Genomic DNA, 25,210 nt, shown 5'->3' on the forward strand with positions numbered 1-25,210 from the left:
CGGCGCGCCCCGGCTCATGTCCGCGTCCTCTGGCCGTGTGCGCCGGCTCATGTCCGCGCCCCCTTCACGATCTCCCCCGGCCGGGCGGTCCCGTCGCCCTCGTCGCCGTCGACGCGGCCGTCGAGCAGCCGCACCCGCCGGGGGCACCAGGCCGCGATCTCCGCGTCGTGGGTGATGACGGCGATCGTCGTGCCGGCCGCGTGCAGGTCGCGCAGCACGCCGAGCACCTCGGCGCCCGCGCCCGAGTCGAGGTTGCCGGTGGGCTCGTCGGCCAGCAGCAGCCGCGGGTCGCCGGCGACGGCCCGGGCGACGGCCACGCGCTGCTGCTCGCCGCCCGAGAGCTGGTACGGCCGGTGGTCCAGCCGGTGGCCGAGCCCGACCCGCTCCAGGGCCGCGGCGGCCCGCTCACGCCGCACCCGCCGCGGGGTGCCGGTGTAGAGCAGGCCGTCGGCCACGTTGTCCAGCGCGTTCAGGCCGGGGCTGAGGTGGAACTGCTGGAAGACGAAGCCGAGCGTACGCCCACGCAGCGCCGACAGCTCCCGGTCGGACAGCGTGGCCACGTCGTGGCCGTCGACCCGGACGGTCCCGGAGGTGGGCCGGTCGAGCGTGCCGATCATGTGCAGCATCGTCGACTTGCCGGACCCGGACCGGCCGACGATGGCCACCAGCTCCCCGTCGGCCACGGCCAGGTCCACACCGCGCAGCGCCCGGACGCCTCCGGGGTAGACCTTGGTCACGCCCCGCAGCTCGACCACGTACGGGCCGGGGGCGGGCATGGACGACGCCGCGCCGACGGAGGCGAGGCCGCCGGGCAGGGGGTCCGTCACGCCCGCCGGGGAGCCGGTCACGCCGGGCAGGGGATCAGTCACGCCGGACGGGGAGCCGGTCATGCCAGGCCGGGGGTCCGTCACGCCGGACGGGGAACCGGTCACGCCAGGCTGGGAGCCGGTCATGTGGACGGCACCCCGACCTTCATGCCCTCGGCCAGTCCCGCGCCCTCGACCTCGACCCGGCCGCCGCCGAACGCGCCCGTCCTGACCCCGACGACCCGGGTCGCGCCGCCCTCGACCACCTCGACGCCGAAGCCGCCCTCGCGCAGCGCCAGCAGCGCCTCGATCGGCACGGACAGCACCCCCTCGCGCCGCTCGCTCTCCATCTCCACCTCGACCGGCGCCTGGTCGAGCCGGGTCTTCGGCGCCTTGGCCAAGGTGATGTCGACGTCCACGGTGACGCTCTGGTCCTGGCCCTGGCCGCTGGTCTCGGCGACCGTGCCGACCGAGGTGATCCGGCCGGAGACGCGCTCGCCGCCGGGCAGCTCCACGGTCACCTTCGCGCCCTTGCGGGCCAGCGCCTGGTCGTCGGCGTCGAGGTCCACGTGGACCACCCGCCGCACGCCGCTGACCGTCATGGCCCGGCGTCCCGGGGCGAGCCGGTCGCCGACCTCCACGGCCGCGTCGGTGACGCGCACCAGCGAGGGCAGGAACACCACCTGCGAGGCGTCCACCCGCCCCGTCTCGGGCAGCCCCCGGTCCTCCTGCCACTCCTTGACCGCGAGGTGGGTGGCGTAGCTGTAATGCTCGTCCACGGTGAGGTAGTCGCCGTAGCCGAGGGCCTTGAGGTTGCGTTCGAGCTGCTCGACGTCCGGGCCGTCGTCGATGCCCTGGCGCAGCTCCCGGTACAGCGGCAGCTTGCCGTACATGAGGACGACCGGCCTGCGGTCGGCCGACAGCAGCTTGTGGCCGCGGCGCACCACGGAGCCCTCGGCGGCCACCCACGTCACCGTGCCGGACGCGCCGGTGGTGACCTGCCGCTCGCCGGAGTAGGTGAGCGCGCCGGTGACGGTCTTGGTGTCGACGAGGTCCTGCCGGGTGATCTCGGCCGTGGCGGGGACGGCCCTCGGCGCCGGGTTCGCCGCGCCGGCGCCGCCGTCGCCGAGCACGGCCACCGCCGTCCACGCGGCGGCCACCGCGAGCGCGCCCGCCCCGGCGAGCACGAGCCCCTTCCTCATCGGGGCCCACCGCCGGGCTCGAACTCCTTGCACGCCTGCTGCGCGGCCTCGACCTTGTCCTCGGGCGTCCCGGGCCGCACGTTGATCTCGATCCGGCCGTCGGTCGACGGGTCCTTCATGTCCATGCCGTGCTCGCGCATGCACTGGGCGAACTTCAGCGCCTGGTCGCGCGCCTTGGGGTCCATCTTGCCCTGCAGCTTGCCGACCGCGTTCTCCATGAAGTGCCCGCACGCCTTCTGGGCCTCCTGCATCTTCGCCTCGTCGCCCTTCCTGGACTTGATGCGGATGCCGCCGCCGGGCTCGGGGTCGTCCATCTCGATGCCGTGCTCGCGCATGCACTGGGCGAACTTGAGCTGCGCGCTCCTGGGGTCCAGGGAGGCCGTGGCGGCGGCGGAGGCGCCGGGGCTCGCCGTGGCGCCGCCCGCGCTGGCCACGCCGTCCGAGGCCGGCGCCTTGGCGGCACAGGCGCTCAGGGCCGCCGCCGCGCAGACGGCCGCCAGCAGGGGTCGTACGTTCATCGTCGTCTCCTTCGGGGACGCCGCCGGTCGTTCGCCGCGGCGCGACGCTCACTCCAGCGGGGCCGGTGCTAAACGGCGATAAGCCGCGCACACCGCGCACGCCACGCACCCCGCGCACGCCGAACGCCCCGGCGCTTATCCGCCGCTAACACCCGATCCGCCACTGTCGTTGCGGAACGGAAAGGGGGCCCGGGGATGCGGGTGCTCGTCGTGGAGGACGAAGAGGAGCTGGCCGACGCCATCGCGCGCGGGCTGCGGCTGCACGCCATCGCGGTGGACGTCGCCTACGACGGTCAGGAGGCGCTGGAGCTGGCCGCGTACGTCCCGTACGACGTGGTGGTGCTGGACCGCGACCTGCCCGAGGTGCACGGCGACCAGGTGTGCCGGGAGCTGACGGGCGGGGCCGCGGCGGGCCGGGTGCTCATGCTGACGGCGGCCGGTCGGGTGCGCGACCGGGTGGACGGGCTGACCCTCGGCGCGGACGACTACCTGGTCAAGCCGTTCACGTTCGCCGAGCTGGTGGCGCGGATCCGGACCTTGTCGCGGCGCTCCCGGCGGGGCGGTCCGGCGCCGCTGGAGCGGGCCGGGCTGCTGCTGGACCCGGGCCGGCGCACGGTCACGCGCGACGGGCGGCCGGTCGCGCTCAACCGCAAGGAGTTCGACGTGCTGCACGCGCTGCTGCGTGCCGAGGGGCGGCTGGTCACCTCGGCGGAGCTGCGCAGGAGCGCGTGGGACGAGTACGCCGACGCGGCCAGCGGGGTGCTGCGGGTGACGCTCACCTCCCTGCGCCGCAAGCTCGGCGCTCCCCCGCTGATCGAGAACGTCCCGGGCCGGGGGTACCGGCTGTGACGGCGCCCACGGCGCCCACGACGCGCCGGACCGCTCGGCTCGGGGGCCGGCTCGGGGGCTCGTGGCGGTCGTGGCGCGGCTCACCCGGCCGGGTGCGGCCGTGGCACCGGCTCGGCCTGCGCGTGCGGCTGACGCTCCTGTACGGCGGGCTGTTCTTCGTGGCCGGGTCGCTGCTGCTGTGGTCCACGTACCTGCTGACCGCGCGGGCGCTCAGCCAGCAGTTCTCCGTCGGCTTCACGAAGATCATCACCAACAAGCCGGTCGCGCTCGTCCAGCCGCCGCCCGACGACGTGCTGTTCCAGAAGACGACCGCGGACGTGCAGCAGCGGGCCGCGACCGTCCTGGCGGACATGCTGCGCTCCTCGGCGCTCATCATGGTGCTGCTCGGCGTCCTCGCCGTCGTGCTCGGCTACCTGGTCGCCGACCGGGCGCTGCGCCCGCTGGACCGGGTGACCGAGACGGCGCGCCGGCTGTCCGAGAGCAACCTGCACGAGCGGATCGCGCTGGAGGGGCCGCCCGACGAGGTCAAGCGGCTGGCCGACACCTTCGACGCGATGCTCGACCGGCTGCACCAGGTGTTCGAGGGGCAGCGGCGCTTCATCGCCAACGCCTCGCACGAGCTGCGCACCCCACTGGCGATCAACCGCACCGTGCTGGAGGTGTCGCTGGAGGAGCCGGCCGCCTCGGAGGACCTCAAGGCGCTGGCCCGCGCGCTGCTCGGCACCAACGCCCGCTACGAGCGGCTCATCGAGGGCCTGCTCCTGCTCGCCCAGTCCGAGCAGGAGCTGGCCGTGCGCAAGACCGTGGACGTGGCGCAGGTGGCGCGCACCGTGCTGGACCAGCTCGACCTGGCCGGGCGCAAGCGGCCCCTCGCCGTCCACGCGGACCTGCGCCCGGCCCTCGCGGCGGGCGACCCGCTGCTCATGGAGCGCTGCCTGTTCAACCTGGTGGAGAACGCGGCCAAGTACAACGTGCGCGGCGGCGAGGTGTGGGTGCGGGTGCGCGAGGAGGACGGCCAGGCGGTGGCCACGGTGGCCAACAGCGGGCCGGCGGTCCCGCCGTACGAGGTGGAGGACCTGTTCGAGCCGTTCCGGCGGCTGCAGGGCGACCGCGTGCGCTCGGCGCGGGGGGCGGGACTGGGGCTGTCCATCGTGCGGGCCATCTGCGACGCGCACGGCGGCTCCGTCACCGCCGAGGCCCGGCCCGAGGGCGGCCTGAGCGTCACCGTGCGGCTGCCGGGAGCCGTCCCGACAGCGTGATCCTGGGGCGTGGGATCCTGGGCCGGTGCTTCCCTCCATCGGCGAGCTGCGCGAGCTGGTCGCCTCCCGCCTGGCCGCCTTCCCCCGCCGCGAGGCGCCACCCGCGCCCGGTGTCCGCCGCGCCGCCGTCACCGTATGCGTGCTGGAGGACGACGCGGGCGCCCCGTACACCGTCCTGATCAGGCGCTCACCGCACGGCCGCAACGCCGGCCAGTGGGCGCTGCCCGGCGGGCGGCTGGAGGACGGCGAGCGGCCGGTCGAGGCGGCGCTGCGGGAGCTGGCCGAGGAGACCGCGGTCCGCGGCGTGGAGGTGGCGGGGCTGCTGGACGACTACGTCACCGACTCCGGGTTCGCGATCACACCGGTCGTGGCGTTCGGCGGCCGGCAGCGGCCCGTGGCCGACGCCCGCGAGGTGGCCTCCGTGCACGCCGTGCCGCTGGAGCGCTTCCTGGCCCCCGGGGTGCCGCGCTGGACCGCCGCCGGGCTGCTGCAGATGCCGCTGGGCCCCTCGATCGTGGTCCACGCGCCGACCGGGGCGATTTTGTGGCAGTTCGCCGAAGTGGCCCTGCGCGGCCGTGACCTGCGGGTCTTCGACGTCGCACAGCCGGAGTGGACCAGGACGTGACCGAATCTTTGGGTCCGATGGAATACGCGTCACCGGATGTCCGTTAGAGTCGAGTGGCCGATGTGGTCTGTGTCCCCCGGGCCGCAAATTACCGCCTTCACGGAATACCGTTCGGCTGGAGCCGTGTTGTGCACCTCGCCGAGGAGGCGACCGCCACATCGGCCTCAATGCTTTTCCAGGCGTCCCGGCTCCGGCCGGGGCGCCTGCTCTATGGTGGGGTGGCCGACCGACGATCCGCCAGGAGAGCCCATTGCTGTACCAAGTGGTCAAGTTCGCCGCCACACCGCTCGCCCACGTGATGTGCCGCCCGCACATCTCCGGCGCGGTGCACGTGCCCAGGACGGGGCCCGCGATCCTGGCCGCCAACCACCTGTCCGTGCTCGACTCGTTCCTGCTGCCGGCGCTGCTGCCGAGGCCGGTGACGTTTGTCGCCAAGAACGAGTACTTCTCCGGCAATCCGGTCGCGGGCTGGTTCATGCGCCTGGGCAACAGCCTGCCCATCGACCGTGAGAGCGCCCACGCCGCGCAGGCCATGCTGGACGCGGCGACCGAGGTGCTGGAGCGCGGCGACCTGTTCGGCATCCACCCCGAGGGCACCCGCTCACCCGACGGCCGCCTCTACCGCGGCAAGATCGGCGTGGCGTGGCTGGCCCTGCGCACGGGCGCGCCGGTGCTGCCCGTCGCGCTCAGCGGCACCGAGAAGGTGCTCCCGGTCGGCGCCAAGGTGCCGCGCCCGGCCCGGATCGGCATCAAGATCGGGGCGCCGATGACGTTCGAGGGCAGCCACGCCAACGCCCGCGACCGCCGGCGGGTCACCGACGAGATCATGGCCGCCATCCAGCGGCTCTCGGGCCAGGAGTACGTGCCGGCGTACGCCGCCAGCGTCAAGGCCGCCTCCAACGGCGACACGCCGGCGTCCGACGGCGGCACGTCCGCGTCGAACGGGTCCGCGGCGAACGGCTCCGGGGCGAACGGCTCCGCGCCGAACGGGGCGAGGGCGGACGGGTCCCGGGCGAACGGCTCAGCGGCCGGAGGGGCCGGCGAGGCCACGTCCAAGATCGCCGCTTCGGACGCGGGGGACGGCGCGCGCGGCTAAGCTCGGGGACCGAGCAAGCGCTGCCGAGGACCAGGGGGCTGACCAGTGGCGCGTGGCCGCACCATCGCGATCGTATCCGGCATCACCGTGCTGGCAGTGGGCGCCGCAGGGGGCGGCGCCTGGTATCTGCTGCACACGCGGGGCACGCCCGCCGAGACCGCCCGGCGGTACGCCGCGGCCTGGCAGGCGGGCGACACGGCCGCCATGCGGGCCGAGCTGGCCACCCAGCAGCCGCTGACCGCCTACGACCAGATGCGCACCGCCCTGGCCGTCGAGTCCACGCAGATCAAGCTGGGCCCGCTCACCGAGTCCGACGACCGGGCCCGCGTGCCGTACACCGCGACCCTGAAGCTGAAGAACATCGGCGAGTGGACCTACCAGGGCCGCATCGACCTCAAGGTCGCCGACCGCGCCTGGAAGGTCGACTGGACCCCGGCCACCCTCCACCCGTCGCTCGCCTCCGGCGCGACATTCAAGATCAAGACGAGCTGGCCGGACCGCGCGAAGATCACCGATGCCGACGGCGGCCGCATCGACGACGGCAAGGCCGGCGGCTCGGTGCAGCAGCTCGTCGGCTACCTCGACAAGGCCACCAAGAAGGACGTCGCCAAGCTCGGCAGCGCCTACCAGGTCGGCCAGGCGGTCGGCCGGGGCGGGCTGCAGGAGACGTTCCAGAAGCGGCTCGCGGGCACCCCGACCACCGAGATCCAGGTCGGCGGCAAGACCCTGCACACCATCGAGGGCACCGACGGCGAGGACGTGAAGACCAGCCTCGACCCGCGCGCCCAGGCCGCCGCCGTCGCCGCGGTCAAGGACGTCGACAAGCCCACCTCCATGGTCGCCATCAAGGCGAGCACGGGCGAGATCCTGGCCGTGGTCAACAACGTGGGCGGCTTCAACCGGGCCCTCGACGGCCGCTACCCGCCCGGCTCCACGTTCAAGGCGGTCACGGCGATCGGGCTGCTGGCCGAGGGCGTCGCGCCCGGCGACTCCGTCACCTGCCCCAAGTACGCGACCGTGGGCGGGCTGAAGATCCGCAATTCCGAGGAGGAGGAGTTCGGGTCGCTGTCGTTCCTCGACTCCTTCGCCCACTCCTGCAACACCACGTTCGCGCCGATGGCCGAGCGCCGCCTCGGCGCCGACAAGCTGCTTGAGACGGCCGAGTCGGTCGGCTTCAACCAGCCGCTCAACATCGGCGTGCCCGCCACCAAGGCCAGCATGCCGCGCGCCCAGTCCGACGCCGAGCTGGCCGCCGAGGCGTTCGGGCAGGCCAGGATCACGGCGAGCCCGCTGTCGATCGCGTCGGTGGCCGCCGCCATCGCCGACGGCACCTGGCGTCCGCCGACCCTCGTGCCGGGGCTGCCGCAGAAGGCCCAGGAGCACCCGCTGCCCGACGGGGTCAAGGACGCGATGCACTCCCTGACCTCCGCCGTGGTCACCAAGGGCACGGCCAAGGGCTCCGGCCTGCCGGCCGGCACGCACGGCAAGACGGGCACCGCCGAGTACGGCACCGGCGACAAGCTGAAGACGCACGCCTGGTTCATGGGGTTCAAGGGCGACGTGGCGTTCGCGGTGGTGGTGGAGGGCGGCGGCACGGGCGGCAAGGTCGCCGCGCCGATCGCCGCCGCCTTCCTGCGCGGCCTCTGACCCTCCCGCGCGCACGGCCTCCAGCGGGCACGGCCTCCCGCGCGCAGGGTCCCCCGCACGCAACGTTCCCCCGCACGCAACGTCCCCCGCACACAGGGTCTCCCGCACACAGGGTCTCCCGCGCTCACCGGCCGCGGGGCTTTCGCGCGGCCGGTGAGCGGAGGCTCAGGTCAGGAAGCGCTCGATCTCGCGGGCCACCAGCTCAGGCTTGCCTCTGTTGGCGGCGTTGCCGGTGGCCTCGTGGCCGACGCCCCGGAGCACCACCCGCCGCGCGTGCGGGAGCGCGCCCTCCAGGGCGGTGAGCGCGCGCTTCAGGTACGCCGGGCTCCTGGTGCCGCCGAGCAGCAGCACCTCGGCCCGCAGCTCCCGCAGGCGGGGCACGAGGTCCGCCGTCTCGGCCACCAGCAGCCCGTCGTGGCGGATCGTCGGGGCCAGCTCGCGATAGCCGGGCTCCTCGCCGTCCCCGTCCCGCTCCTGGCGGGCGATGAACGCGGTGGTGAGCCGTTCGAGCAGCCGCCGGGGCATCAGCCGGGAGCCGGGCGGCCCGAGGCGGGCGGCGAGCATGCCGGTGACGAGCGCGGCCTCGATCCGCCCTTCGGCGATCTCCCGGTCGAAGCGCGCGATCCAGCCGGTGTCGCCGGCCCCGTCGAGGCCCAGCGGCGGCTCGAACGCGACGACCCGCCGCACGTCGGGCCGGGCCAGCGCGGTGAGCAGCGCGACGATCGCGCCGGCGCTGACGCCGACGACGTCGCGGGCCCCGGTGGCGTCGAGCAGCGCGCAGACGTCCTCGACGTCCCTGCGCGCGCTGTGGCCCGGACGCCGCGGGCCGCTCGCCCCTCGCCCGCGCCGGTCGGGCACGTGGACGGTGTGCGTGCCGGCCAGCGCGCGGGCCAGCTCGATGTTGCTGGGCCCGCTCTGCATCATGCCGTGCAGCAGCACGACGGCGGGCCCGGAGCCGAGGGTGCGGTAGGCGATGGCGGTGCCGTCGGCCGAGGTCACGTGCTCGACGGCGGCCTTCACGTTGCTCATGGTCGTTCCCCATCCGTGGTGTGGACGTGCCGGAAGTCCACGCGGGGGAGGCCCGGATATGCTTGCGAGTGCCATCTCGTGGCCGGGATCCGCCCCGCGCGGGTTTCGCTTCGAGGTTTTCCGAGGGCTCCGGCGGCGGTGTTCCCGCACCTTCGCCGGGGCCTTCACGCGTGTTCGGGTCAGTCCGTGATGCTTCGCTCGGGTCAGTCCGTGACGCGCCCCCTTTCGGAGAGTCCGGCCACGTCCGCGGGCATCCGGCCCGCCCCGTGGAAGGCGCGCCACTCCTCCAGCCGGGGGAACGTGCCGCCGGCCAGCTCGTCGAGGAGTGACCGGGTCCACGCCGCCTCGGCCTCGCGCATCGCCAGCGCGTACTCCGACTCCAGGACGAACAGCCGGGGCAGCTCCCCGGTGTCGCGCTCCAGTGCCTCGCGCTGGGCGGCGGTGAGCCGTTCCAGCGCGTCGAGCCGCCGCCGCAGGAGTTCGGTCACCTCTTCGGGCGGCAGTCCGGCCATGACCGACAGTCCCGCCTCGAACCTGCGCGGCGTCTCCTCGGGGTCGGACAGTAGCTCGCGCGTCCAGTCGGCCAGCTCGGCGCGGCCCTCGGCGGTGATCTCGTAGACGGTGCGCTCGGGGCGCCCGCCCTGCCGGTCGCTGCCGACCGCTCCGATCAGGCCGTGCCGGGCCAGGTTGTGGACGACCGTGTAGAGGGACCCCCATTTGATCGCCATGTCCTGGTCCTTGCCACGGGCCCGCAGGACGGAGGCCATCTCGTAGGCGTGCATCGGGCGCTGGGCCACGACGGAGAGCACGGCGAGCGCCAGCAGGCTGCCCACCTTCCGCCGCTTCGCCATCCTCGGCCCCTCTCACTCGTCAACGAATACTCGTCTACGAGTGTACGGCCGCGAGTGCCTTCTGCACAGCCCTGGAGGGCCGGGAAATCGGCGGTCTTCGTCCCGGGCGGTCGCGGGGGTTTGCGTTCGAGCGCGCTCGAAGCCCTAGCGTCGCCGCCATGACGACACAGACCTGGATCATCACCGGCGCGTCCCGCGGCTTCGGGCGCGCCCTGGCGGAGTCGGCGCTCGCGGCCGGCGACAACGTGGTGGCGGCGGTGCGCCGGCCCGAGAGCATGACCGACCTGGCGGCCACGTACCCCGGCACCTTCATGGTCGCCCCCTACGACGTCCGGGACGTCACCGCGGCCCCGGACCTCGTGCGCGACACCCTCGACCGCTTCGGCAGGCTGGACGTGCTGGTCAACAACGCGGGCCGGGCCGTGGTCGGAGCGGTCGAGGAGGTCGGCGACGCGCAGTTGCGCGAGCTGATGGATCTGCACCTGTTCGGCCCGGCCGCGCTCGTCCGCGCGGCGCTGCCCGGCATGCGTGCCCGCGGCGCCGGGACGATCGTGCAGATGAGCAGCCAGGGCGGGCGGATGTCGTTCCCCGGCGTGTCGACGTACTCCGCGTCGAAGTTCGCCCTGGAAGGCTGGTCGGAGTCCCTGGCCGGGGAGGTCGCGCCGTTCGGGATCCGTGTGATGATCGTCGAGCCGAGCCGGTTCCGGACCGGCTTCAACGCGGCCGACGTGCTGGAGTTCACCGAGGCGTCCGAGACCTACCGCGACCTGCTCGCGGCCGTCCGCGCGGACATGGCCGGGGCCGACGGCCTCCAGGAAGGGGACCCGGTTCGGGCGGCGGAGATCATCGTGTCCCTCGCGCACGGCGAGGAGGTGCCGCTGCGGCTGCCGCTCGGGCGCGAGGCGGTCGAGCGGATCTCGGGGGTGTACCGGCGCGGCCTGGAGGAGGTCGAGCGGTGGGCCCCGATCGCCCGCGGCGCGGACTTCGCCGACGCCCCGGCGTCGGTCCGGCCCGTCTAGGCTGGCCGTCATGGCCACCGACGACCTGATGACCAGGGCGCTCGATGCGCTCGGGGACGACGCGCCGCTGTCGGTCGAGGCGATCCACTCCCTCACCGACGCGGCCCACGTGCCCGAGCCGATGACGATCGCCGAAGTCGCCGACCTGCTGGACATCTCGCCGCACACGCTGCGCTACTACGAGCGGGCCGGGCTGGTCGAGGTGGCCCGCGACGGCTACGGCCACCGCGTCTACGACGCCGCGGCGGTGCGGCGCCTGGTGTTCCTCACCCGGATGCGGCTGTCCGGCATGCCGATGCGCGACCTGCAGCACTACGTCGCGCTCGTCGACGCCGGGACGGAGACGGTGCCCGAGCGGCTCGACATGCTGCTCGAACATCGTGACACCATCCGCCGCCGCATCCGCGAGCTGACCCTTTCCCTCGCGGCGACCGAGTACAAGATCGCCACGTACGGCGGCTCGACCGGGCCCGACGTCCAGGACCTCTAGACCGTCCCCCCGACCGGACCGTCCGCCCGATCGGACCATCCGCCCGACCGGACCGTCCCCCCGATCGGACCGTTCGCGCAGACCGGATCGTCCGCCCGAATGGGATCGTCCCCCTGATGGGATCATCCGCCCGACTGGGCTGTGCGCCCCGGCGCCGACCACGCGCGCGACTGCCGCACGAGCGGCCGCGGCGGTCGGCGCCATCGGGGCCCCACCCCGTCTTTCGCCCTTCTACGGACGCCTACGGACGCCGCACCCGATCACCAAACAAAGCCTCAAAAATCCACCCAAGACGGCTACACAGCTGCCGAGCCGGGAATTGCGGGATCAGAGGGACGTGACGCCTCCGTGCTGGAGCACCATGACCAGCAGGGTGGCCACCAGCGTGGCGATGAGCACCCAGCTGATCAGGATGATCACCGTGGAGCGGCGCGGCCTCCGCCCGAAGGGCCCCTGGCCGGCGGCCTTCGCCTCGTTGCGGCGGACTCGCTCGTTGAACGACTCCAGTCGCGCCACGAGACGGGGATCGTCATCGACGAGGTGCCGCTCGATCTGTGCCAGCAATCGCTCCTCGTCCTGCGACCAGGCCATGGATGCACCTCCGGAACGCAAGCTCTGTGCGGGTGTTCTGCCCAACCCTGAAGATCATTAGCCCCCGCCCTGTCAGGTAATTGCCGCCTCTTTTCCGTTTGCGATCACGCTCGAACCTCTGTTCTAATCAGTGGCATGCGCTGGGACAACCTCCGCCTGACGGAGACGAATGCGGATGATCCGGTCGTGCCGCTGTTCGCCCGCGGCGCTGCCACGCGCACCTTCGACACCCCCGAGTTCCGGGGCATGACGTTCTACGAGATCCACGCCCGTTCGATCATCAACCGGGTCCCCGCCGCCAGCCGCGTCCCGTTCGAGTACACGATCAATCCCTATCGGGGCTGCGGCCACCGCTGCGTCTACTGCTTCGCCCGCAACACGCACCGCTATCTCGACCTCGACGCGGGAGCCGACTTCGACTCCAGGATCGTGGTGAAGGTCAACGCCGCCGAGCTGGCCCGCAGGGAGCTGGCCGCCCCGGGCTGGCGGGGGCGGCACGTCGCCATGGGCACCAACGTCGACTGCTACCAGCGCGCCGAGGGCCGGTATCAGCTCATGCCGGGCATCCTGCGCGCGTTGCGCGACGCCGCCAATCCGTTCTCGATCCTCACCAAGGGCACCCTGATCCTGCGCGACCTCGACCTGCTCACCGAGGCGGCCGAGGTCACCGACGTCGGGGCCAATATGTCGGTCGCCTTCCTCGACGCCGACGTCTGGCGCCAGGTCGAGCCGGGCACCCCCGACCCGCGGCGGCGCCTGGAGGTGTGCGCCACGCTCAACGAGCGCGGCGTCGGCTGCGGCGTGCTGATGGCGCCGATCCTGCCGTATCTCACCGACTCCCCCGCCGAGCTGGAGCGCACGGTCAAGGCGATCGCCGAGGCCGGCGCGACGCACATCGCGCCGATCGTGCTCCACCTGCGGCCGGGGGCGCGCGAGTGGTGGCTGGCGTGGCTCTCCCGCGAGCACCCGCGTCTCGTGCCGCGCTACCTGGAGCTGTACGGCAGGGGCTCCTACGCGCCGCGCGAGTACCAGCGGCGGATCATCGAGCAGGTCAGGGGCCTGGCCGAGCGCTACAGGGTGGGCGCCGCCGACGCGAGGCGAAGGCGCCGCATCGGCCCGCCCCCTCCCCCGGCGCCGCCCGCCGCCGGCCCCGCGCCGGAGCAGCTCACCCTGCTCTGACGGGCCTGAGGCCGGTGAGACCGATGCCATGAGGACTCACTGATGATGCTATGTCGTGTTTCGGGGCCGAATGGGTATTAAGCGGCTTAGTGTGCCATTCGGGCACCATAGCCACACGGGGGAAACCATGGCAGACACGAAGAAGAAACCGGCCACCAAGTCCGGCAAGTCCAAGAAGGAAGCGATCAAGACCAGCAGGCAGGTCAAGGACGCGAAGAAGGACACCCGCAAGCCGGACGAGGTCTAGCCGGTGACCTGAAGGGCAGCCGCGGCCACGTCCCGGCTGCCCACCCCCGCCCCCGCACCAGACAGCCGCTCCGCAGCCGTGCCAGGTCACCCCCGAGCCCGCCTCGCCGGCACCCGGCCGCACCACATCGACCTCGCCGGTCGCGCCCGCCGCTCCGGACGCGGGGACACGCAGGGGCCGTGCGCGCCGTCCCGGGAGACCTCGCCCAGGTTGGTTTCGGCTCGATCACCGATGCAACCTTAAGACCATTTGCGGCGTCTAATGATCATAGGTGGGGATAGTGCCACGGGGATGAATGGTGCACTCCGCCGAAGCGAGACAATAAGCCGGTGGTGAGAGCGGCTCGCCACCGGCCATGTGTGTTGTGACACTCTCAAGTCAAGGGGGACCCCTCTGGTGCGCGCACTGGCACGCAAGGGCAAGTCGGCGATGGTGAGGCTGTACAAGGGCTACAACCGGCGCAAGGCGCGCAAGGCGCCGCCCCCCTCCATTCGTCAGGTGCGGATCCTCCTGCTCCACGCGTACGGCATGGGCGGCACGATCAGGACCGTGTTCAACCTTGCCAGCTACCTGGCGCGCGAGCACGACGTGGAGATCGTCAGCATCCTGAAGGAAGCCGAGGAGCCGTTCTTCCCCATCGACCCGAGGGTCAGGTTCCGGTTCCTGGACGACCGGCTGAACCCCAGCCCCGACCCGATGCGGGCGATGCTGTCGAAGATGCCGAGCCGGTTGATCCCCAAGGAGGAGACCGCCTACCACCGGTTCAACCTCTGGACCGACCTCCAGCTGGCCCGCTACATCCGCTCCCTCGACACCGGCGTCCTCATGGCCACCCGGCCCGGGCTGAACCTGGCGATGGCCCAGCTCGCGCTGCCGAGCGTCATCACGATCGGCCAGGAGCACGTGGCCCTGCGCACCCAGGTCGAGCCGATGCAGGAGCTCATCAAGTGGCGTTACCGCCGCTTCGACGCGCTCACCACGCTGACCAAGGCCGACCTGCGCGACTACCGCAACACGCTGCCGAAGAAGCCCAAGCGCCTGGTGCGGATCCCCAACGCCGTGCCGCCCATGGGAGGCGGCACGGCCGACCTGAACGCCAAGGTGGTCGTGGCCGTCGGCCGCATGACCCGACTCAAGGGCTTCCACCGGCTGATCACCGCGTGGGAGACGGTCGCGCAGGCGCACCCGGACTGGCAGCTGCGCATCTACGGCGCCGGGCCGCAGGAGGACAACCTGCGCGCCCAGATCACCGAGGCCGGCCTGGAGGGCAAGGTCGTGCTGCCCGGCCCGACGACGGACGTGGGCGCTGACCTGGAGAAGGCCTCGATCTTCGTGCTGAGCTCGCGGCACGAGGGTTTCCCGATGACGATCCTGGAGGCCATGGCCAAGGGGCTGGCGATCGTCAGCTTCAACAGCCCGCACGGGCCCAAGGAGATGATCACCGACGAGGTGGACGGGCTGCTCGTCAAGCCCCGTACCAACGCCAACCTCGCCACGGCGATCATGCGGGTGATCGAGGACGAGGACCTGCGCCGCCGTCTCGCCGCCGGGGCGCTGGAGACGGCGCGCACGTACGACGTCGACGCCGTCGGCGCGCAGTGGGACGCGCTGCTGGAGGAGCTGTTGGCCCGCCGCAACGGCACGTACGTCAAGCCCGAGCCCCCGGCCCCCGCCGCCCCGCAGGACACGTCCGGACCCCGGGACGCCTCCCGGGACGACGCCGACGCCACCGACGGCAGCGAGGACGCCGACGACGCCCAGGACGAGAACGACGAGGCCGAGGACGCCGACGACCCCCGCGACTCCGAGGACGCCCGCGCGTGGGAGGACGGGTCCGGCGGCGAGGAGCGCGTCCGCGGGCTCGACCGGCCGGGCGACGTGCCGGGCCGGGGCGCCTTCGAGCTGCGCCGCCAGACCGTGAACGGGGCCGCCGCCCCGCCCGCGTAGCCCGGCCGCGACCTGGCGAGCGCCCGCGGGAGATCCCCGAGAGATCCCGGGCGGGCAGCCGCCGGCGGGTCGGCGCAGAGCGGGAAGACCCCGGCAGGATGAGACTGCCGGGGTCTTGTCGTACCGGCCGGCCGTTCGACCGCCTGTCCGGCCGTCGACGGGCGGGTCCGGCTGACGACCGGTGTGTCCGGCTGACGGCGGACGGGAAATCGGTCTCGTCGAGGACGAGGACCGACTCCCCCGACAGCCGCAGCGTCCACGACGGCGTCGCGGGTCCGGTACTCGTCGTCCAGCCGGCGGGCGCGCGGGGCCGGGGTGGCCGGTCCGAGCCCGAGCCGGGTCAGCGGCACCTCCACGTTCGGTAGCCGACAGCCGCACGAAGCGCGTTCATTTGACCGAAGGATCAATTCAATATAGTTATGGCTCCATGGAAAGTGAGGCGAGGCGCCCCTACCGCTTGGGGGCCCGCGCCGCGGCCATGGAGGCCACGCGTACGCGCGTGGTGCAGGCGGCGGCCACGCTGTGGATGCGGGAGTGGTACGACGACGTCACCCTGCAGCACGTCGCCGACGAGGCGGGCGTGTCGGTGCAGACGATCGTCAATCACTTCGGCGGCAAGGACGGCCTGGCCGACGCCGTCGCCGACCGGCTGGCGGCGGACGCGGCGCTCACCCGTCAGGCGCCGACCGGCGACGTGGCGGCGATCGTGGCCGCGCTCTTCGCCGACTACGAGCGGCACGGCGACGCCAACGTGCTCTGGACCGCGCAGATGGACCGCGTCCCGGCCATCGCCCGCGCCGCCGCCCACGCGCGCGGCCTGCACCGGGCGTGGCTGGAGCAGGTCTTCGCCGACCGCCTCCCCGCCGCCGGCCCCGCCCGCGAGCACGCGCTGAACCTGCACCACGCCGCCACGGACGTCTACCTGTGGAAGCTGTGGCGGCGCGACCTCGGCCTGTCGCGCGAGGACGCCGAACGCGCCATGCGGGACCTGTTGACCTCGATCGACCCACGGGAGAGACCCGATGCCTGAGAGCTTCCTGTTCGCCACCTGGGCCGGCGGCGGAGCCGTGCCGCCCGTGCTGTCGATCGCCCGCGCGCTGCGCGAGCGCGGCCACGACGTCCGGGTGCTGGCCGACACGTCACTGCACGAGGAGGTCGCCGCCGTCGGCGCCGAGCCGATCGCCTGGACCACGGCGCCCCAGGGCGACGCCGGCGACCCGGCCAAGGACGTCATCAAGGACTTCGAGACCCGCACCCCGCTGGGCGCGTTCGCGCGGCTGCGGGATCGCATCGTCTGCGGTCCCGCGGCCGACTACGCCCGGGACACCCTGGCCGAGTTGCGCGCCCGCCCGGCCGACGTGCTGGTCGCCGAGCACATGCTGCTCGGCGCGCTCACCGCCGGCGAGGCCGCCGGTATCCCCGTGGCCTCGCTGGTGACGACGCTGTACCCGTTCCCCACTCCGGGGGCGCCGCCGCCCGGCCCCGGTTTCGCCCCGGCCACGGGGGCGCCGGGGCGCCTGCGTGACCGGGCGGTGACCGCGCTGATGCTCAAACCGTGGGAGAAGGGACTGCCGGCGCTCAACGCCGCCCGCGTCGCGAGCGGCCTGCCGGCTGTGGACTCGGTCGTCGGCGCGTTCGACCGCGTCGACCGGCTGCTCGTGCTGTCGCCGCGCGCCCTCGACTACCCCGGCAGGCGCTTCCCCGACCACGTGCGGCACGTCGGCCCACGCCTCGACGACCCGGCCTGGGCCGCGGAGCTGGAACTGCCCGCGGGCGACGCGCCGCTGGTCCTGGTCGGCCTCAGCTCGTCCTTCATGAAGCAGCACCCGCTGCTGGAGCGCATCGCCGAGGCCCTGGGCACACTGCCGGTGCGCGGGCTGCTGACCACCGGCCCGGCCGTGGACCCGGCGACGGTCCGCGCCCCCGGCAACGTCCTGGTGACCGCCGCGGCGCCGCACAGCGCCGCGCTGCGCCACGCCGCGGTGACCGTCACGCACGCCGGCCACGGGACGGCGGTCAAGTCCCTGGCCGCCGGCGTCCCCCTGGTCTGCGTGCCGCTCGGGCGCGACCAGGTCGAGGTGGCCCGGCACGTCGAAGTCGCCGGCGCCGGGATCACCGTGAGGAAGACCGCCTCGGCCGGTGTGATCGCCCAGGCGGTCGCCCGGGTCCTGCGCGAGCCGTCCTACCGGCGCGAGGCGCGGCGACTGGCGGCGGAGATCGCCGCCGAGACGGCCACCGACCGGGCGGTCGCCGAACTGGAGGCCCTCGCCGTGCGAGCGACCGTCAGGGACTAGGAGTTTCGCCGGCGTACGTGTCGATGTCGGCCATGCCGGGAATCTCTCTAGAGATCTGTGCCCAACACCCCGTCACCCCCATCGGAGGCGTGCTTGAGCACAAAGGACACGGTCGCCCTCATCGCGGGAGGCGTCCTCGTCGTCTCCCTGTTCGGCACGGCGAAGGGCACCCACGCCACCCGCACCGCCGCCGTCGGCACCGCCGCCAGCCCGCTGGCCAACACCGGCGGCACCCGCCCCGGTCTGGCCCCGATCACCTCCGGCGCCGACCGGGCCGCCGCCCGCAAGCTCATCTCCCGGCTGCGCGTCAAGGGCCGGGGCCCCGCCACGGGGTACGCGCGCAGCCGGTACGGCGGCAACTGGGCCGACACCGCCCCCGGCGTCCCGTACGCGGGCAACGGCTGCCGCACCCGTGACGACCTGCTCGCCCGCGACGGCCAGGACGTCCGGTACCGCAAGGGGTCGCGGTGCGTGGTGGTCGCCATGCGCCTGACCGACCCGTACACCGGCAAGGCCATCGCGTGGCGCAAGTCCGACGCCGACGAGGTGCAGGTGGACCACGTCGTCCCGCTGGCCTACGCCTGGCGGATGGCCGCCGCCCGCTGGCCGATGTCCGAACGCCTGAACTTCGCCAACGACCCGCTCAACCTCCTGCCCGTGGACGGCGCGGCGAACGAGCAGAAGGACGCCTCCGGCCCGGCGAGCTGGCTGCCGCCCCGCCGCCGCATCCGCTGCGCCTACGTGACGCGTTTCGCCCAGGTCGCCGTGAAGTACGACGTGCCGGTCACCCCTGCCGACAAGCGGGCCATGCTCGCCCAGTGCCGGTGACCGTCCGGCGTCACCTGACGTCCTCGCGGTCGTCCTCCCACGCGAAGCCGTGGCCGAACGTCTCCTCGGCCAGCACCCGCTGGCCGGCGGCGTTCGGGTGGAAGAAGTCCCACTTGCTGATGTGGTCGAGCGTGAACCGGTACCGGAAGATCGCTCCTCCGTCCGTGCGGCAGGAGTCGCCGAGCGCGGCGCACGCCTCGGCCGCCTGCTCGTTGTAGGCCATCACCCGCGCGCGCACCCGCGCGCGCCGGGCCACGTCGGCCCGCTTGACCGACGAGGGACGCGCCAGCATGGACTGGCAGATGTGCCCGGCCGTCCAGAACGTCCGGGCGAGCGCGTGGCTCCGGCCGACCTGCCACAGCCGCCGCAGGTCCGGGATGCTGGCCAGGAACACCCGCACGCCGGGCACCCCGTCGCGCAGCGCCGCCAGGGCCGCGTCCATGCGCTGCCGGTAGAGCGCCACCGGCGTCATCTCGCGCTCGGTCCCCACGCACGCGTCCTGCGCGCCGATGAGGATCGTCACGTAGCCCGGCTTCAGCTCGACGGCCTGGCGCACCTGGCTCATGAGGCCGGCGCTGGTGGACCCGGGCACGGCGAGGTTGCGGTTGTGGCCCTGGATGTCGTCGTCCAGGCGCAGCAGCCGCAGGTAGTGGCTGGCGACCTCCGCGTTGTCGCCGGCGGACCACGAGCGGGAGGTGCACGAGACGTACCAGCCGCAGGCGTTGAACCCGCTGGAGATGGAGTCGCCGAGCGCCACCATCGAGGTGGGCACGGGGACGCCGGTGGCCGCCGTCGCGGGGCCGGCGCCGCAGACGACCCCGGAGCCGGACAGGAGGAGCGCGGCGGCCAGGAGGCGAGGGATCATGGCCCCCAAGGTAGGGATCCGATCTTGGACCCACTATGACCGGCGGGGGAGGTGGGCCATTTCACAACCGACTTCATATCGCGGCTTGACAGTCCCCGCCGGGGAGCGGCAGGTGGCGGCGATACCGTTAACAACGCCGCACGTCGGCAAATATGCAGGTTTTTCTTGGATCCTTGACCGTTACCACCCATTCCAGGGGGTCACAGTCGAACGTGTTCAGTTCCCGCATAGAGTGTCTTGAGTGAGTGTCGCGCTCGGAACCACCCGCCCGCTACCGGTTCGCACCACCCCCGTGGGCGACCCCGGTGACCTGCTGGCTTCCCTGCCGAAGACCGCGCCGTTCGCGTGGATCCGGCACGGCGAGGGGCTCGTCGGCTGGGGGGAGGCCGCTCGCGTGGAGGTGCCGCCGGGCCCGCGCCGCTTCGCGTGGGCCCGCCAGTGGCTGGCCGAGGTGCTCGGCGACGCCCACATCGACGACGCCGTCAAGACGCCCGGCTCCGGACCGGTCGCCTTCGGCACGTTCACCTTCGACGAGAACGCGCCCGGCTCCACGCTGATCGTCCCCCGCACGATCCTGGCCCGCCGCGACGGCCGCGCCTGGCTCACCACCGTGGGCGAGCCGCGCCTGCAGCCGTTCGCCCCGATCCGCACGCCGGGCCGCATCCGCTACAGCGACGGCAGCCTCACCGCGCCCGAGTGGGAGCACATCGTCGCCCGCGCCTCGCGCCGCATCCGCGCCGGCGAGCTGGAGAAGGTCGTGCTCGCCCGCGACCTGCTCGCCACCGCCGACCGGCCCATCGACATCCGGCTCCTGCTGGCCCGCCTCAGCCGCCGCTACCCCGAGTGCTACACCTTCTCCGTCGCGGGGCTCGTGGGCGCCACCCCCGAGCTGCTGGTCCGCCGTACCGGCGAGCACATCGAGTCGCTCGTGCTGGCCGGCACGACGCCGCGCGGCACCGGCGCCGCCGACGACGTCGCCCGGGGCGCGGCGCTGTTCGCCTCCGAGAAGGACCGCCACGAGCACGAGTGCGCGATCGCGTCGGTCCGGCAGACGCTCGCGCCGCTGTGCTCCTCGCTGCACACCCCCGACGAGCCCGAGCTGCTGGTGCTGCCGAACGTCCAGCACCTGGCCAGCCACGTCACCGGCCGGCTGGCCGACGGGGCGTCCGTGCTGGACGTCGTGGCCGCCATGCACCCGACCGCCGCCGTCGGCGGCACGCCGACCGGCACGGCGATCGAGGTGATCCGCGAGCTGGAGGGCATGGACCGCGCCGGGTACGCCGGCCCGGTCGGCTGGATCGACGCCCACGGCGACGGCGAGTGGGGCATCGCGCTGCGCTCGGCGGTCGTGGAGGGGCGCCGCGCCCGGCTGTTCGCGGGAGGCGGCATCATGGGCAACTCCGACCCGGCGTCGGAGCTGGCCGAGGCCCAGGCCAAGTTCCGCGTGATGCAGTACGCCCTGGAGGGGTGAGCGCCGCGCCACGCCTGGGGGGCGATCCCCACGGCGCTCAGGATGACGGGACCTGCCCCACGCCGCTCAGGACGACGGGACGTGGATGCCCTCGCCGGCCTCCACGCGGGCCCGCCCGGCCGTGAGCGTCGCCAGCCACGCCGTGAACGCGGGCACCTCGTCCTCCCCCACCGCCACCGCGAACTCCACGGCCGCCCCGTAGGCCACGTCGCGCACGGCGTACCGCGACGCGCGCAGGCCGTTCTCGACCCGTCCCGCCTGGTCGTGCGCCACCGAGACGCGCACCAGCCGGGCCGGCACCATGCGCACCGCCTCGGCCCGGTCGAGGGTCTCGGTCACCGCTGACCCGTAGGCCCGCACCAGCCCGCCCGCTCCGAGCAGGACGCCGCCGAAGTAGCGCGTCACCACGGCCACCACGTCGCTGAACCCCCGGCCGACCAGGGCCTGCACCATGGGGGTGCCTGCGGTGCCGCCGGGCTCGCCGTCGTCGTCGCCCTTCTGCACGCGCTGCCCGATCACGTACGCGGTGCAGTTGTGCGTGGCGGCCGCGTGGAGCCGGCGCCGTTCGGCGATGAACTCCTGCGCCTCCTCGACCCCGCCCACCGGCGCCACCGCGCAGACGAACCGGGAGCGCCGCGCCTCCGTCTCGTGCTCGATGGCGGTCTTGAGGGTGAGGTACGAAGAGGACACCCCACCAAGCTACCGCCTTTACAAAGTAGATCAACGATCGGGCCGGTTTGCGCGGTTCGAACCGTATGCTGTACGGTACAGCGTACCGAAACGATGGAGGCATGGCTTGACCGCGAACGACATCCGCACCTTCCGCTTCGAGCCCGACCGCGGCGCCCTCGACGACCTGCGCGAACGGCTCGACCGGGTGCGCTGGCCGGACGAGGTCCCCGGCGTCGGCTGGGAGTACGGCGTCCCGCTCGCCCGCATGAAGGACCTGGTCGCCCGCTGGCGCACCGGCTACGACTGGGACGGCGCGCTGGCCGAGCTGAACGCCCACGACCAGTACGTCACGCGGATCGACGGCCAGGACATCCACTTCCTGCACGTGCGCTCCCCCCGCGAGGACGCGCTGCCGCTGCTCATCACGCACGGCTGGCCCAGCTCCCCGGTCGAGTACCTCGACGTGATCGAGCCGCTCGCCCGCGACTTCCACCTGGTCATCCCGTCGCTGCCCGGGTACGGCCTGTCCGGCCCGACCACCGAGACGGGATGGGGCTCGACCCGGATCGCCAAGGCGTGGCTGGAGCTGATGACGCGCCTGGGCCACGAGCGGTTCGGCGTGCAGGGCGGCGACTGGGGCACGTGGATCTCCCGCGAGGTCGGCGTGCTCGCCCCCGAGCGGGTGGCGGGCATGCACGGCAACGGCATCATCTGTTTCCCCATCGGCGTCCCGGGCGAGCTGGACGGGCTGAGCGAGGTGGAGCAGGAGCGCATGGCCTTCCGCGAGCGCTACCTGACCGGCCAGTACGGCTACAAGCTCATCCAGTCGGCCCGCCCGCAGACGTTCGCCTACGGCATGGCCGACTCCCCGGTGGCGCTGCTGGCCTGGTTCGCGAGCGTCTACCACGAGTGGAGCGACGAGCCGGTCCCCGACGACCGGCTGCTCACCACCGTCATGCTCTACTGGCTGACCAACACGGCCGGCTCGGCGGCCCGCTCGTTCGTCGAGACCCCCGACACCGAGCAGGACACCAGCGTGGAGTGGGAGCTCAAGCCGGCGACGGTGCCCACGTCGGTCTCGGTGTTCCCGAAGGACATCCTGCGGCCGATCCGCCGCTTCGCCGAGCGCGACAACACCATCGTCGGCTGGGTCGAGCACGAGCGCGGCGGCACGTTCGCCGCCCTGGAGCAGCCCGCGGCGTACGTGGAGGACGTGCGCGCCTTCTTCGCCACGCTCCGGTGAGCGGGCGGGAAACCCCGATCAGGACACAGTCCGCCCCCTGAGGGGCCTTACAGTCGGGGCGGGCGCGCGCTTACTCTAATGGTCATGTCCGTGACCCCGTTGCGGGGCGGTCCCGCACGCGAGGCCGAGCTGCTCGGCGCGGTCCTCCAGGTGTTACGCGAGAGCGGGTACGACCGGCTGAGCGTGGACACCGTCGCGGCCCGGGCCAGGGCGAGCCGGCAGACCGTCTACCGGCGGTGGCGGACGAAGGCGGACCTGGTGGTGGCGGCGTTCGTCAGCGCCGCCTCACCGCTGCCCGAGGCGCCCGACACCGGAAGCCTGCGCGGCGACCTGCTGTGGCTCATGGAGTTCCTCGTCGCCGAGCTGGAACCGCTCGGCGACGTGCTCGCCGGCCTGGTGGGCGAGATCCGGCACAACAGGGAGCTGGCCGCGGCCGTCGACCGGCACTACGTGACGGGCCGCAGGCGGCTCATGCTGGAGGTGTTCCAGCGGGCCTGGGACCGGGGCGAGCTGGCGGCGGCCGCCGACACCGAGCTGCTGTGGCAGCTCGGGCCGGCGGCCCTGCTCTTCCGGGGGCTGATCAGCGGCGAGCCGGTGGACGGCGACCTGGCCCGCCGCCTGGTCGACCACGTCCTGCTGCCCCTCGCCCTGGCCCGCCGATGACTCCCGGCGGGGTCATTCGCGCCGCAGCTCGTGCTCCAGCTCCGCCAGCTCCGCCCCGCCGGCCATCAGCGCCGTCAGCTCCTCGCGGGTGATGTCGGCCTTGCCGTACTCCCCCAGGCTCGTGCCCCGGTTGAGCAGCAGGAACCGGTCGCCCACCGGGTAGGCGTGGTGCGGGTTGTGGGTGATGAACACGACGCCGAGCCCACGGTCGCGGGCCCGGACGATGTAGCGAAGCACGACGCCCGCCTGCTTGACGCCGAGCGCCGAGGTCGGCTCGTCGAGGATGAGCACCCGGGCGCCGAAGTGCACGGCCCGGGCGATCGCCACCGACTGCCGCTCGCCGCCCGACAGGGTGCCGACCGGCTGGTCCACGTCCCGGATGTCGATGCCCATGGCCAGCAGCTCCTCGCGGGCGATCCGGCGGGCCCGGGCCACGTCGAAGGCCGGGCCCCTGCGCGGCTCGGAGCCGAGGAAGAAGTTCCGCCACACCGACATCAGCGGGATCATGGCGAGGTCCTGGTAGACGGTGGCGATGCCGCGGTCGAGCGCCTCGCGCGGGCTGCCGAAGCTCACCTCCCGGCCGTCCACGAGGAAGGTCCCGGCGTCGTGCCGGTGCACCCCCGACAGGATCTTGATGAGGGTGGACTTGCCGGCGCCGTTGTCGCCGAGCACGCAGGTGACCTCGCCCGCCGCGACCCCCATCGACACGTCGCGCAGGGCCAGCACCGAGCCGAACGTCTTGCCGATGCCGCGGGTCTCGATGATCAATGCTTCACCTCCTCGGCGTACCGCCGGACCAGGCGGTTGGCGAGCGTGGCCAGCAGCAGCATCGCGCCGAGGAAGAACTTGAACCAGTCGGCGTCCCAGCCGAGGAACACGATGCCCTTGTCGGCCATCCCGAAGATCACCGCGCCGACGGAGGCGCCGATCGCCGAGCCGTACCCGCCGGTCAGCAGGCAGCCGCCGATCACCGCGGCGATGATGTAGATGAACTCCTGCCCGATGCCGATGTTGGCCTGCACGGAGGTGTAGCGCAGGGCGAGGATCGAGCCGACCAGCCAGGCCGCGAACGCGGTGGTCATGAACAGCGCGATCTTCGTGCGCGCGGCGGGCACGCCCACGGCCCGCGCCGCCTGCTCGTTGCCGCCCACCGCGAAGATCCAGTTGCCCGGGCGCGAACGCATGAGCACCCAGGTCGCGACGGCCGTGACGAGCAGCCACCACAGGATCGCCACCCGGAACGGCGTGCCGCCGATCTCGACGGTGCCGGCCAGCAGCGCGCGGGCGTCCTCGTAGCCGGCCGCCCGGCGCAGGCCGCTGACCTGCACGGTGCCGGTGAGCGCCTTGGTGACGCCGAGGTTGACGCCCTGGAGCATGAGGAACGTGCCGAGCGTGACGATGAAGCTGGGCAGGCGGGTCCGGGTCACGATCAGTCCGTTGGCCAGGCCGATCGCCAGGGCCACGACCAGGCCCACGAGCATCGCCGTCCACACGTCGAGGCCGTACCGGGTGGCGAGCGTGACGAGGATCAGCCCGGTCGTCCCGGTGAGGACGCCGGCCGACAGGTCGAACTCGCCGCCGATCATCAGCAGCGCGATGGCGACGGCCATGATGCCGAGCGTGGCCGCCGGGTCGAGCCAGTTGGCGACGCCCTGCGGCGAGCGGAACACCGGCGACTGCGCCGCGAAGAACGCGAACACCGCCACCAGCCCCACGACCGCGCCCAGCTCGGGGCGGATCAGCAGCCGCCGCACCAGGCCGGCGCGGGCGACCCGCTCGTCCGCCCGGCCGGCCGCCGCCGTCACGACGGACCTCCGGC

General features: G+C 73.3%; 25 protein-coding genes. 15 read left to right on the top strand and 10 right to left on the bottom strand.

Annotation, left to right across the window (positions count from 1 at the left end; all coding sequences use genetic code 11):
* Positions 1 to 47: 47 nt before the first annotated feature.
* From HT134_RS01400 to HT134_RS01410, 3 genes are all read right to left on the bottom strand, one after another.
* Positions 48 to 776, bottom strand: a complete 729-nt coding sequence (locus HT134_RS01400) for an ABC transporter ATP-binding protein (protein WP_217707339.1) — start codon at positions 774 to 776, stop codon at positions 48 to 50.
* A gap of 173 nt (positions 777 to 949) precedes the next feature.
* The gene (locus HT134_RS01405) at positions 950 to 2,008 is read right to left on the bottom strand and encodes a peptidoglycan-binding protein (RefSeq protein WP_175598420.1); all 1,059 of its coding nucleotides are present in this window, start codon (positions 2,006 to 2,008) and stop codon (positions 950 to 952) included.
* Positions 2,005 to 2,526 (bottom strand): hypothetical protein, encoded by a 522-nt coding sequence (locus HT134_RS01410; RefSeq protein ID WP_175598421.1) that lies wholly within the window; start codon positions 2,524 to 2,526, stop codon positions 2,005 to 2,007. The genes HT134_RS01405 and HT134_RS01410 overlap by 4 nt, the downstream gene beginning before the upstream one ends.
* A gap of 195 nt (positions 2,527 to 2,721) precedes the next feature.
* Between HT134_RS01410 and HT134_RS01415 the strand changes: the two genes are divergently transcribed.
* The 5 genes from HT134_RS01415 (at position 2,722) to HT134_RS01435 (ending at position 8,002) form a co-directional block, all read left to right on the top strand.
* Positions 2,722 to 3,375 carry a response regulator transcription factor gene (locus HT134_RS01415; protein ID WP_175598422.1) on the top strand — a complete coding sequence of 218 codons (654 nt, stop codon included), beginning with the start codon at positions 2,722 to 2,724 and terminating at the stop codon, positions 3,373 to 3,375.
* Positions 3,372 to 4,634: a sensor histidine kinase gene (locus tag HT134_RS01420; RefSeq protein ID WP_175598174.1), complete on the top strand. Its 1,263-nt coding sequence runs from the start codon at positions 3,372 to 3,374 to the stop codon at positions 4,632 to 4,634. Before HT134_RS01415 ends, HT134_RS01420 begins: the two co-directional genes overlap by 4 nt.
* A 25-nt stretch (positions 4,635 to 4,659) precedes the next feature.
* A complete protein-coding gene (locus HT134_RS01425) occupies positions 4,660 to 5,259 on the top strand; it encodes an NUDIX hydrolase (protein ID WP_175598423.1) in 600 nt (199 codons plus the stop codon).
* A gap of 250 nt (positions 5,260 to 5,509) precedes the next feature.
* Entirely contained in the window at positions 5,510 to 6,355 is an 846-nt protein-coding gene (locus tag HT134_RS01430) for a lysophospholipid acyltransferase family protein (RefSeq protein WP_246363507.1), read from the top strand.
* A gap of 96 nt (positions 6,356 to 6,451) precedes the next feature.
* Entirely contained in the window at positions 6,452 to 8,002 is a 1,551-nt protein-coding gene (locus tag HT134_RS01435) for a penicillin-binding transpeptidase domain-containing protein (RefSeq protein ID WP_312887914.1), read from the top strand.
* A gap of 165 nt (positions 8,003 to 8,167) precedes the next feature.
* Here the strand turns inward: HT134_RS01435 and HT134_RS01440 are convergent, their stop codons facing one another.
* Positions 8,168 to 9,031, bottom strand: coding sequence for an alpha/beta fold hydrolase (locus HT134_RS01440; RefSeq protein WP_175598425.1), 864 nt, complete (start codon positions 9,029 to 9,031; stop codon positions 8,168 to 8,170).
* 203 nt (positions 9,032 to 9,234) lie between these two features.
* Positions 9,235 to 9,882 (bottom strand): PadR family transcriptional regulator, encoded by a 648-nt coding sequence (locus HT134_RS01445; RefSeq protein ID WP_175598426.1) that lies wholly within the window; start codon positions 9,880 to 9,882, stop codon positions 9,235 to 9,237.
* A 158-nt stretch (positions 9,883 to 10,040) separates the two neighbouring features.
* On the opposite strand from HT134_RS01445, the gene HT134_RS01450 reads away from it, so the two are divergent.
* Together HT134_RS01450 and HT134_RS01455 are read left to right on the top strand one after the other, a co-directional pair.
* Positions 10,041 to 10,901: an SDR family NAD(P)-dependent oxidoreductase gene (locus HT134_RS01450; RefSeq protein ID WP_175598427.1), complete on the top strand. Its 861-nt coding sequence runs from the start codon at positions 10,041 to 10,043 to the stop codon at positions 10,899 to 10,901.
* A 10-nt stretch (positions 10,902 to 10,911) separates the two neighbouring features.
* Positions 10,912 to 11,391, top strand: coding sequence for a MerR family transcriptional regulator (locus HT134_RS01455; RefSeq protein ID WP_175598428.1), 480 nt, complete (start codon positions 10,912 to 10,914; stop codon positions 11,389 to 11,391).
* Positions 11,392 to 11,718: 327 nt separating this feature from the next.
* On the opposite strand, the gene HT134_RS01460 is transcribed toward HT134_RS01455, so the two are convergent.
* Positions 11,719 to 11,982 (bottom strand): DUF3040 domain-containing protein, encoded by a 264-nt coding sequence (locus HT134_RS01460; RefSeq protein ID WP_175598429.1) that lies wholly within the window; start codon positions 11,980 to 11,982, stop codon positions 11,719 to 11,721.
* A gap of 135 nt (positions 11,983 to 12,117) precedes the next feature.
* On the opposite strand from HT134_RS01460, the gene HT134_RS01465 reads away from it, so the two are divergent.
* The 5 genes from HT134_RS01465 to HT134_RS01485 all read left to right on the top strand — a co-directional run bounded on the left by HT134_RS01465 (position 12,118) and on the right by HT134_RS01485 (position 18,477).
* Entirely contained in the window at positions 12,118 to 13,161 is a 1,044-nt protein-coding gene (locus HT134_RS01465) for an Rv2578c family radical SAM protein (RefSeq protein WP_175598430.1), read from the top strand.
* Positions 13,162 to 13,804: 643 nt separating this feature from the next.
* A complete protein-coding gene (locus HT134_RS01470) occupies positions 13,805 to 15,355 on the top strand; it encodes a glycosyltransferase (RefSeq protein WP_312887915.1) in 1,551 nt (516 codons plus the stop codon).
* A gap of 427 nt (positions 15,356 to 15,782) precedes the next feature.
* A complete protein-coding gene (locus HT134_RS01475) occupies positions 15,783 to 16,385 on the top strand; it encodes a TetR/AcrR family transcriptional regulator (protein ID WP_175598431.1) in 603 nt (200 codons plus the stop codon).
* Positions 16,378 to 17,649 carry a glycosyltransferase gene (locus tag HT134_RS01480; protein WP_175598432.1) on the top strand — a complete coding sequence of 424 codons (1,272 nt, stop codon included), beginning with the start codon at positions 16,378 to 16,380 and terminating at the stop codon, positions 17,647 to 17,649. The genes HT134_RS01475 and HT134_RS01480 overlap by 8 nt, the downstream gene beginning before the upstream one ends.
* Positions 17,650 to 17,742: 93 nt before the next feature.
* The gene (locus HT134_RS01485) at positions 17,743 to 18,477 is read left to right on the top strand and encodes an HNH endonuclease family protein (protein WP_175598433.1); all 735 of its coding nucleotides are present in this window, start codon (positions 17,743 to 17,745) and stop codon (positions 18,475 to 18,477) included.
* A gap of 10 nt (positions 18,478 to 18,487) precedes the next feature.
* Here HT134_RS01485 and HT134_RS01490 read toward each other — a convergent pair whose 3' ends face one another.
* Positions 18,488 to 19,342: a GDSL-type esterase/lipase family protein gene (locus HT134_RS01490; protein ID WP_175598434.1), complete on the bottom strand. Its 855-nt coding sequence runs from the start codon at positions 19,340 to 19,342 to the stop codon at positions 18,488 to 18,490.
* Between the two features lie 241 nt (positions 19,343 to 19,583).
* Between HT134_RS01490 and HT134_RS01495 the strand changes: the two genes are divergently transcribed.
* Positions 19,584 to 20,813 (top strand): isochorismate synthase, encoded by a 1,230-nt coding sequence (locus HT134_RS01495; RefSeq protein WP_175598435.1) that lies wholly within the window; start codon positions 19,584 to 19,586, stop codon positions 20,811 to 20,813.
* 66 nt (positions 20,814 to 20,879) lie between these two features.
* Here HT134_RS01495 and HT134_RS01500 read toward each other — a convergent pair whose 3' ends face one another.
* Complete coding sequence (locus HT134_RS01500; RefSeq protein WP_175598436.1) at positions 20,880 to 21,503, bottom strand: YigZ family protein; 624 nt, start codon at positions 21,501 to 21,503, stop codon at positions 20,880 to 20,882.
* A gap of 106 nt (positions 21,504 to 21,609) precedes the next feature.
* Here HT134_RS01500 and HT134_RS01505 point away from each other — a divergent pair, with 106 nt between their 5' ends.
* A complete protein-coding gene (locus tag HT134_RS01505; protein ID WP_246363508.1) occupies positions 21,610 to 22,728 on the top strand; it encodes an epoxide hydrolase family protein in 1,119 nt (372 codons plus the stop codon).
* A gap of 84 nt (positions 22,729 to 22,812) precedes the next feature.
* Positions 22,813 to 23,391, top strand: a complete 579-nt coding sequence (locus tag HT134_RS01510; protein WP_175598438.1) for a TetR/AcrR family transcriptional regulator — start codon at positions 22,813 to 22,815, stop codon at positions 23,389 to 23,391.
* Between the two features lie 12 nt (positions 23,392 to 23,403).
* Here HT134_RS01510 and HT134_RS01515 read toward each other — a convergent pair whose 3' ends face one another.
* Together HT134_RS01515 and HT134_RS01520 are read right to left on the bottom strand one after the other, a co-directional pair.
* Positions 23,404 to 24,159 (bottom strand): ATP-binding cassette domain-containing protein, encoded by a 756-nt coding sequence (locus HT134_RS01515; RefSeq protein ID WP_175598439.1) that lies wholly within the window; start codon positions 24,157 to 24,159, stop codon positions 23,404 to 23,406.
* Positions 24,156 to 25,196: an ABC transporter permease gene (locus tag HT134_RS01520; protein ID WP_175598440.1), complete on the bottom strand. Its 1,041-nt coding sequence runs from the start codon at positions 25,194 to 25,196 to the stop codon at positions 24,156 to 24,158. Before HT134_RS01520 ends, HT134_RS01515 begins: the two co-directional genes overlap by 4 nt.
* Positions 25,197 to 25,210: the final 14 nt, after the last annotated feature.

It is taken from the genome of Nonomuraea rhodomycinica, from assembly GCF_013363995.1.
GTDB classification, from domain to species: Bacteria; Actinomycetota; Actinomycetes; order Streptosporangiales; family Streptosporangiaceae; genus Nonomuraea; species Nonomuraea rhodomycinica.

Excerpts from the sequence above, each read along its gene's own strand:
- HT134_RS01400 (WP_217707339.1), bottom strand. The coding sequence starts at position 776 with ATGCCCGCCCCCGGCCCGTACGTGGTCGAGCTGCGGGGCGTGACCAAG.
- HT134_RS01405 (WP_175598420.1), bottom strand. The coding sequence starts at position 2,008 with ATGAGGAAGGGGCTCGTGCTCGCCGGGGCGGGCGCGCTCGCGGTGGCC.
- HT134_RS01410 (WP_175598421.1), bottom strand. The coding sequence starts at position 2,526 with ATGAACGTACGACCCCTGCTGGCGGCCGTCTGCGCGGCGGCGGCCCTG.
- HT134_RS01415 (WP_175598422.1), top strand. The coding sequence starts at position 2,722 with ATGCGGGTGCTCGTCGTGGAGGACGAAGAGGAGCTGGCCGACGCCATC.
- HT134_RS01440 (WP_175598425.1), bottom strand. The coding sequence starts at position 9,031 with ATGAGCAACGTGAAGGCCGCCGTCGAGCACGTGACCTCGGCCGACGGC.
- HT134_RS01445 (WP_175598426.1), bottom strand. The coding sequence starts at position 9,882 with ATGGCGAAGCGGCGGAAGGTGGGCAGCCTGCTGGCGCTCGCCGTGCTC.
- HT134_RS01450 (WP_175598427.1), top strand. The coding sequence starts at position 10,041 with ATGACGACACAGACCTGGATCATCACCGGCGCGTCCCGCGGCTTCGGG.
- HT134_RS01455 (WP_175598428.1), top strand. The coding sequence starts at position 10,912 with ATGGCCACCGACGACCTGATGACCAGGGCGCTCGATGCGCTCGGGGAC.
- HT134_RS01460 (WP_175598429.1), bottom strand. The coding sequence starts at position 11,982 with ATGGCCTGGTCGCAGGACGAGGAGCGATTGCTGGCACAGATCGAGCGG.
- HT134_RS01465 (WP_175598430.1), top strand. The coding sequence starts at position 12,118 with ATGCGCTGGGACAACCTCCGCCTGACGGAGACGAATGCGGATGATCCG.
- HT134_RS01475 (WP_175598431.1), top strand. The coding sequence starts at position 15,783 with ATGGAAAGTGAGGCGAGGCGCCCCTACCGCTTGGGGGCCCGCGCCGCG.
- HT134_RS01480 (WP_175598432.1), top strand. The coding sequence starts at position 16,378 with ATGCCTGAGAGCTTCCTGTTCGCCACCTGGGCCGGCGGCGGAGCCGTG.
- HT134_RS01490 (WP_175598434.1), bottom strand. The coding sequence starts at position 19,342 with ATGATCCCTCGCCTCCTGGCCGCCGCGCTCCTCCTGTCCGGCTCCGGG.
- HT134_RS01510 (WP_175598438.1), top strand. The coding sequence starts at position 22,813 with ATGTCCGTGACCCCGTTGCGGGGCGGTCCCGCACGCGAGGCCGAGCTG.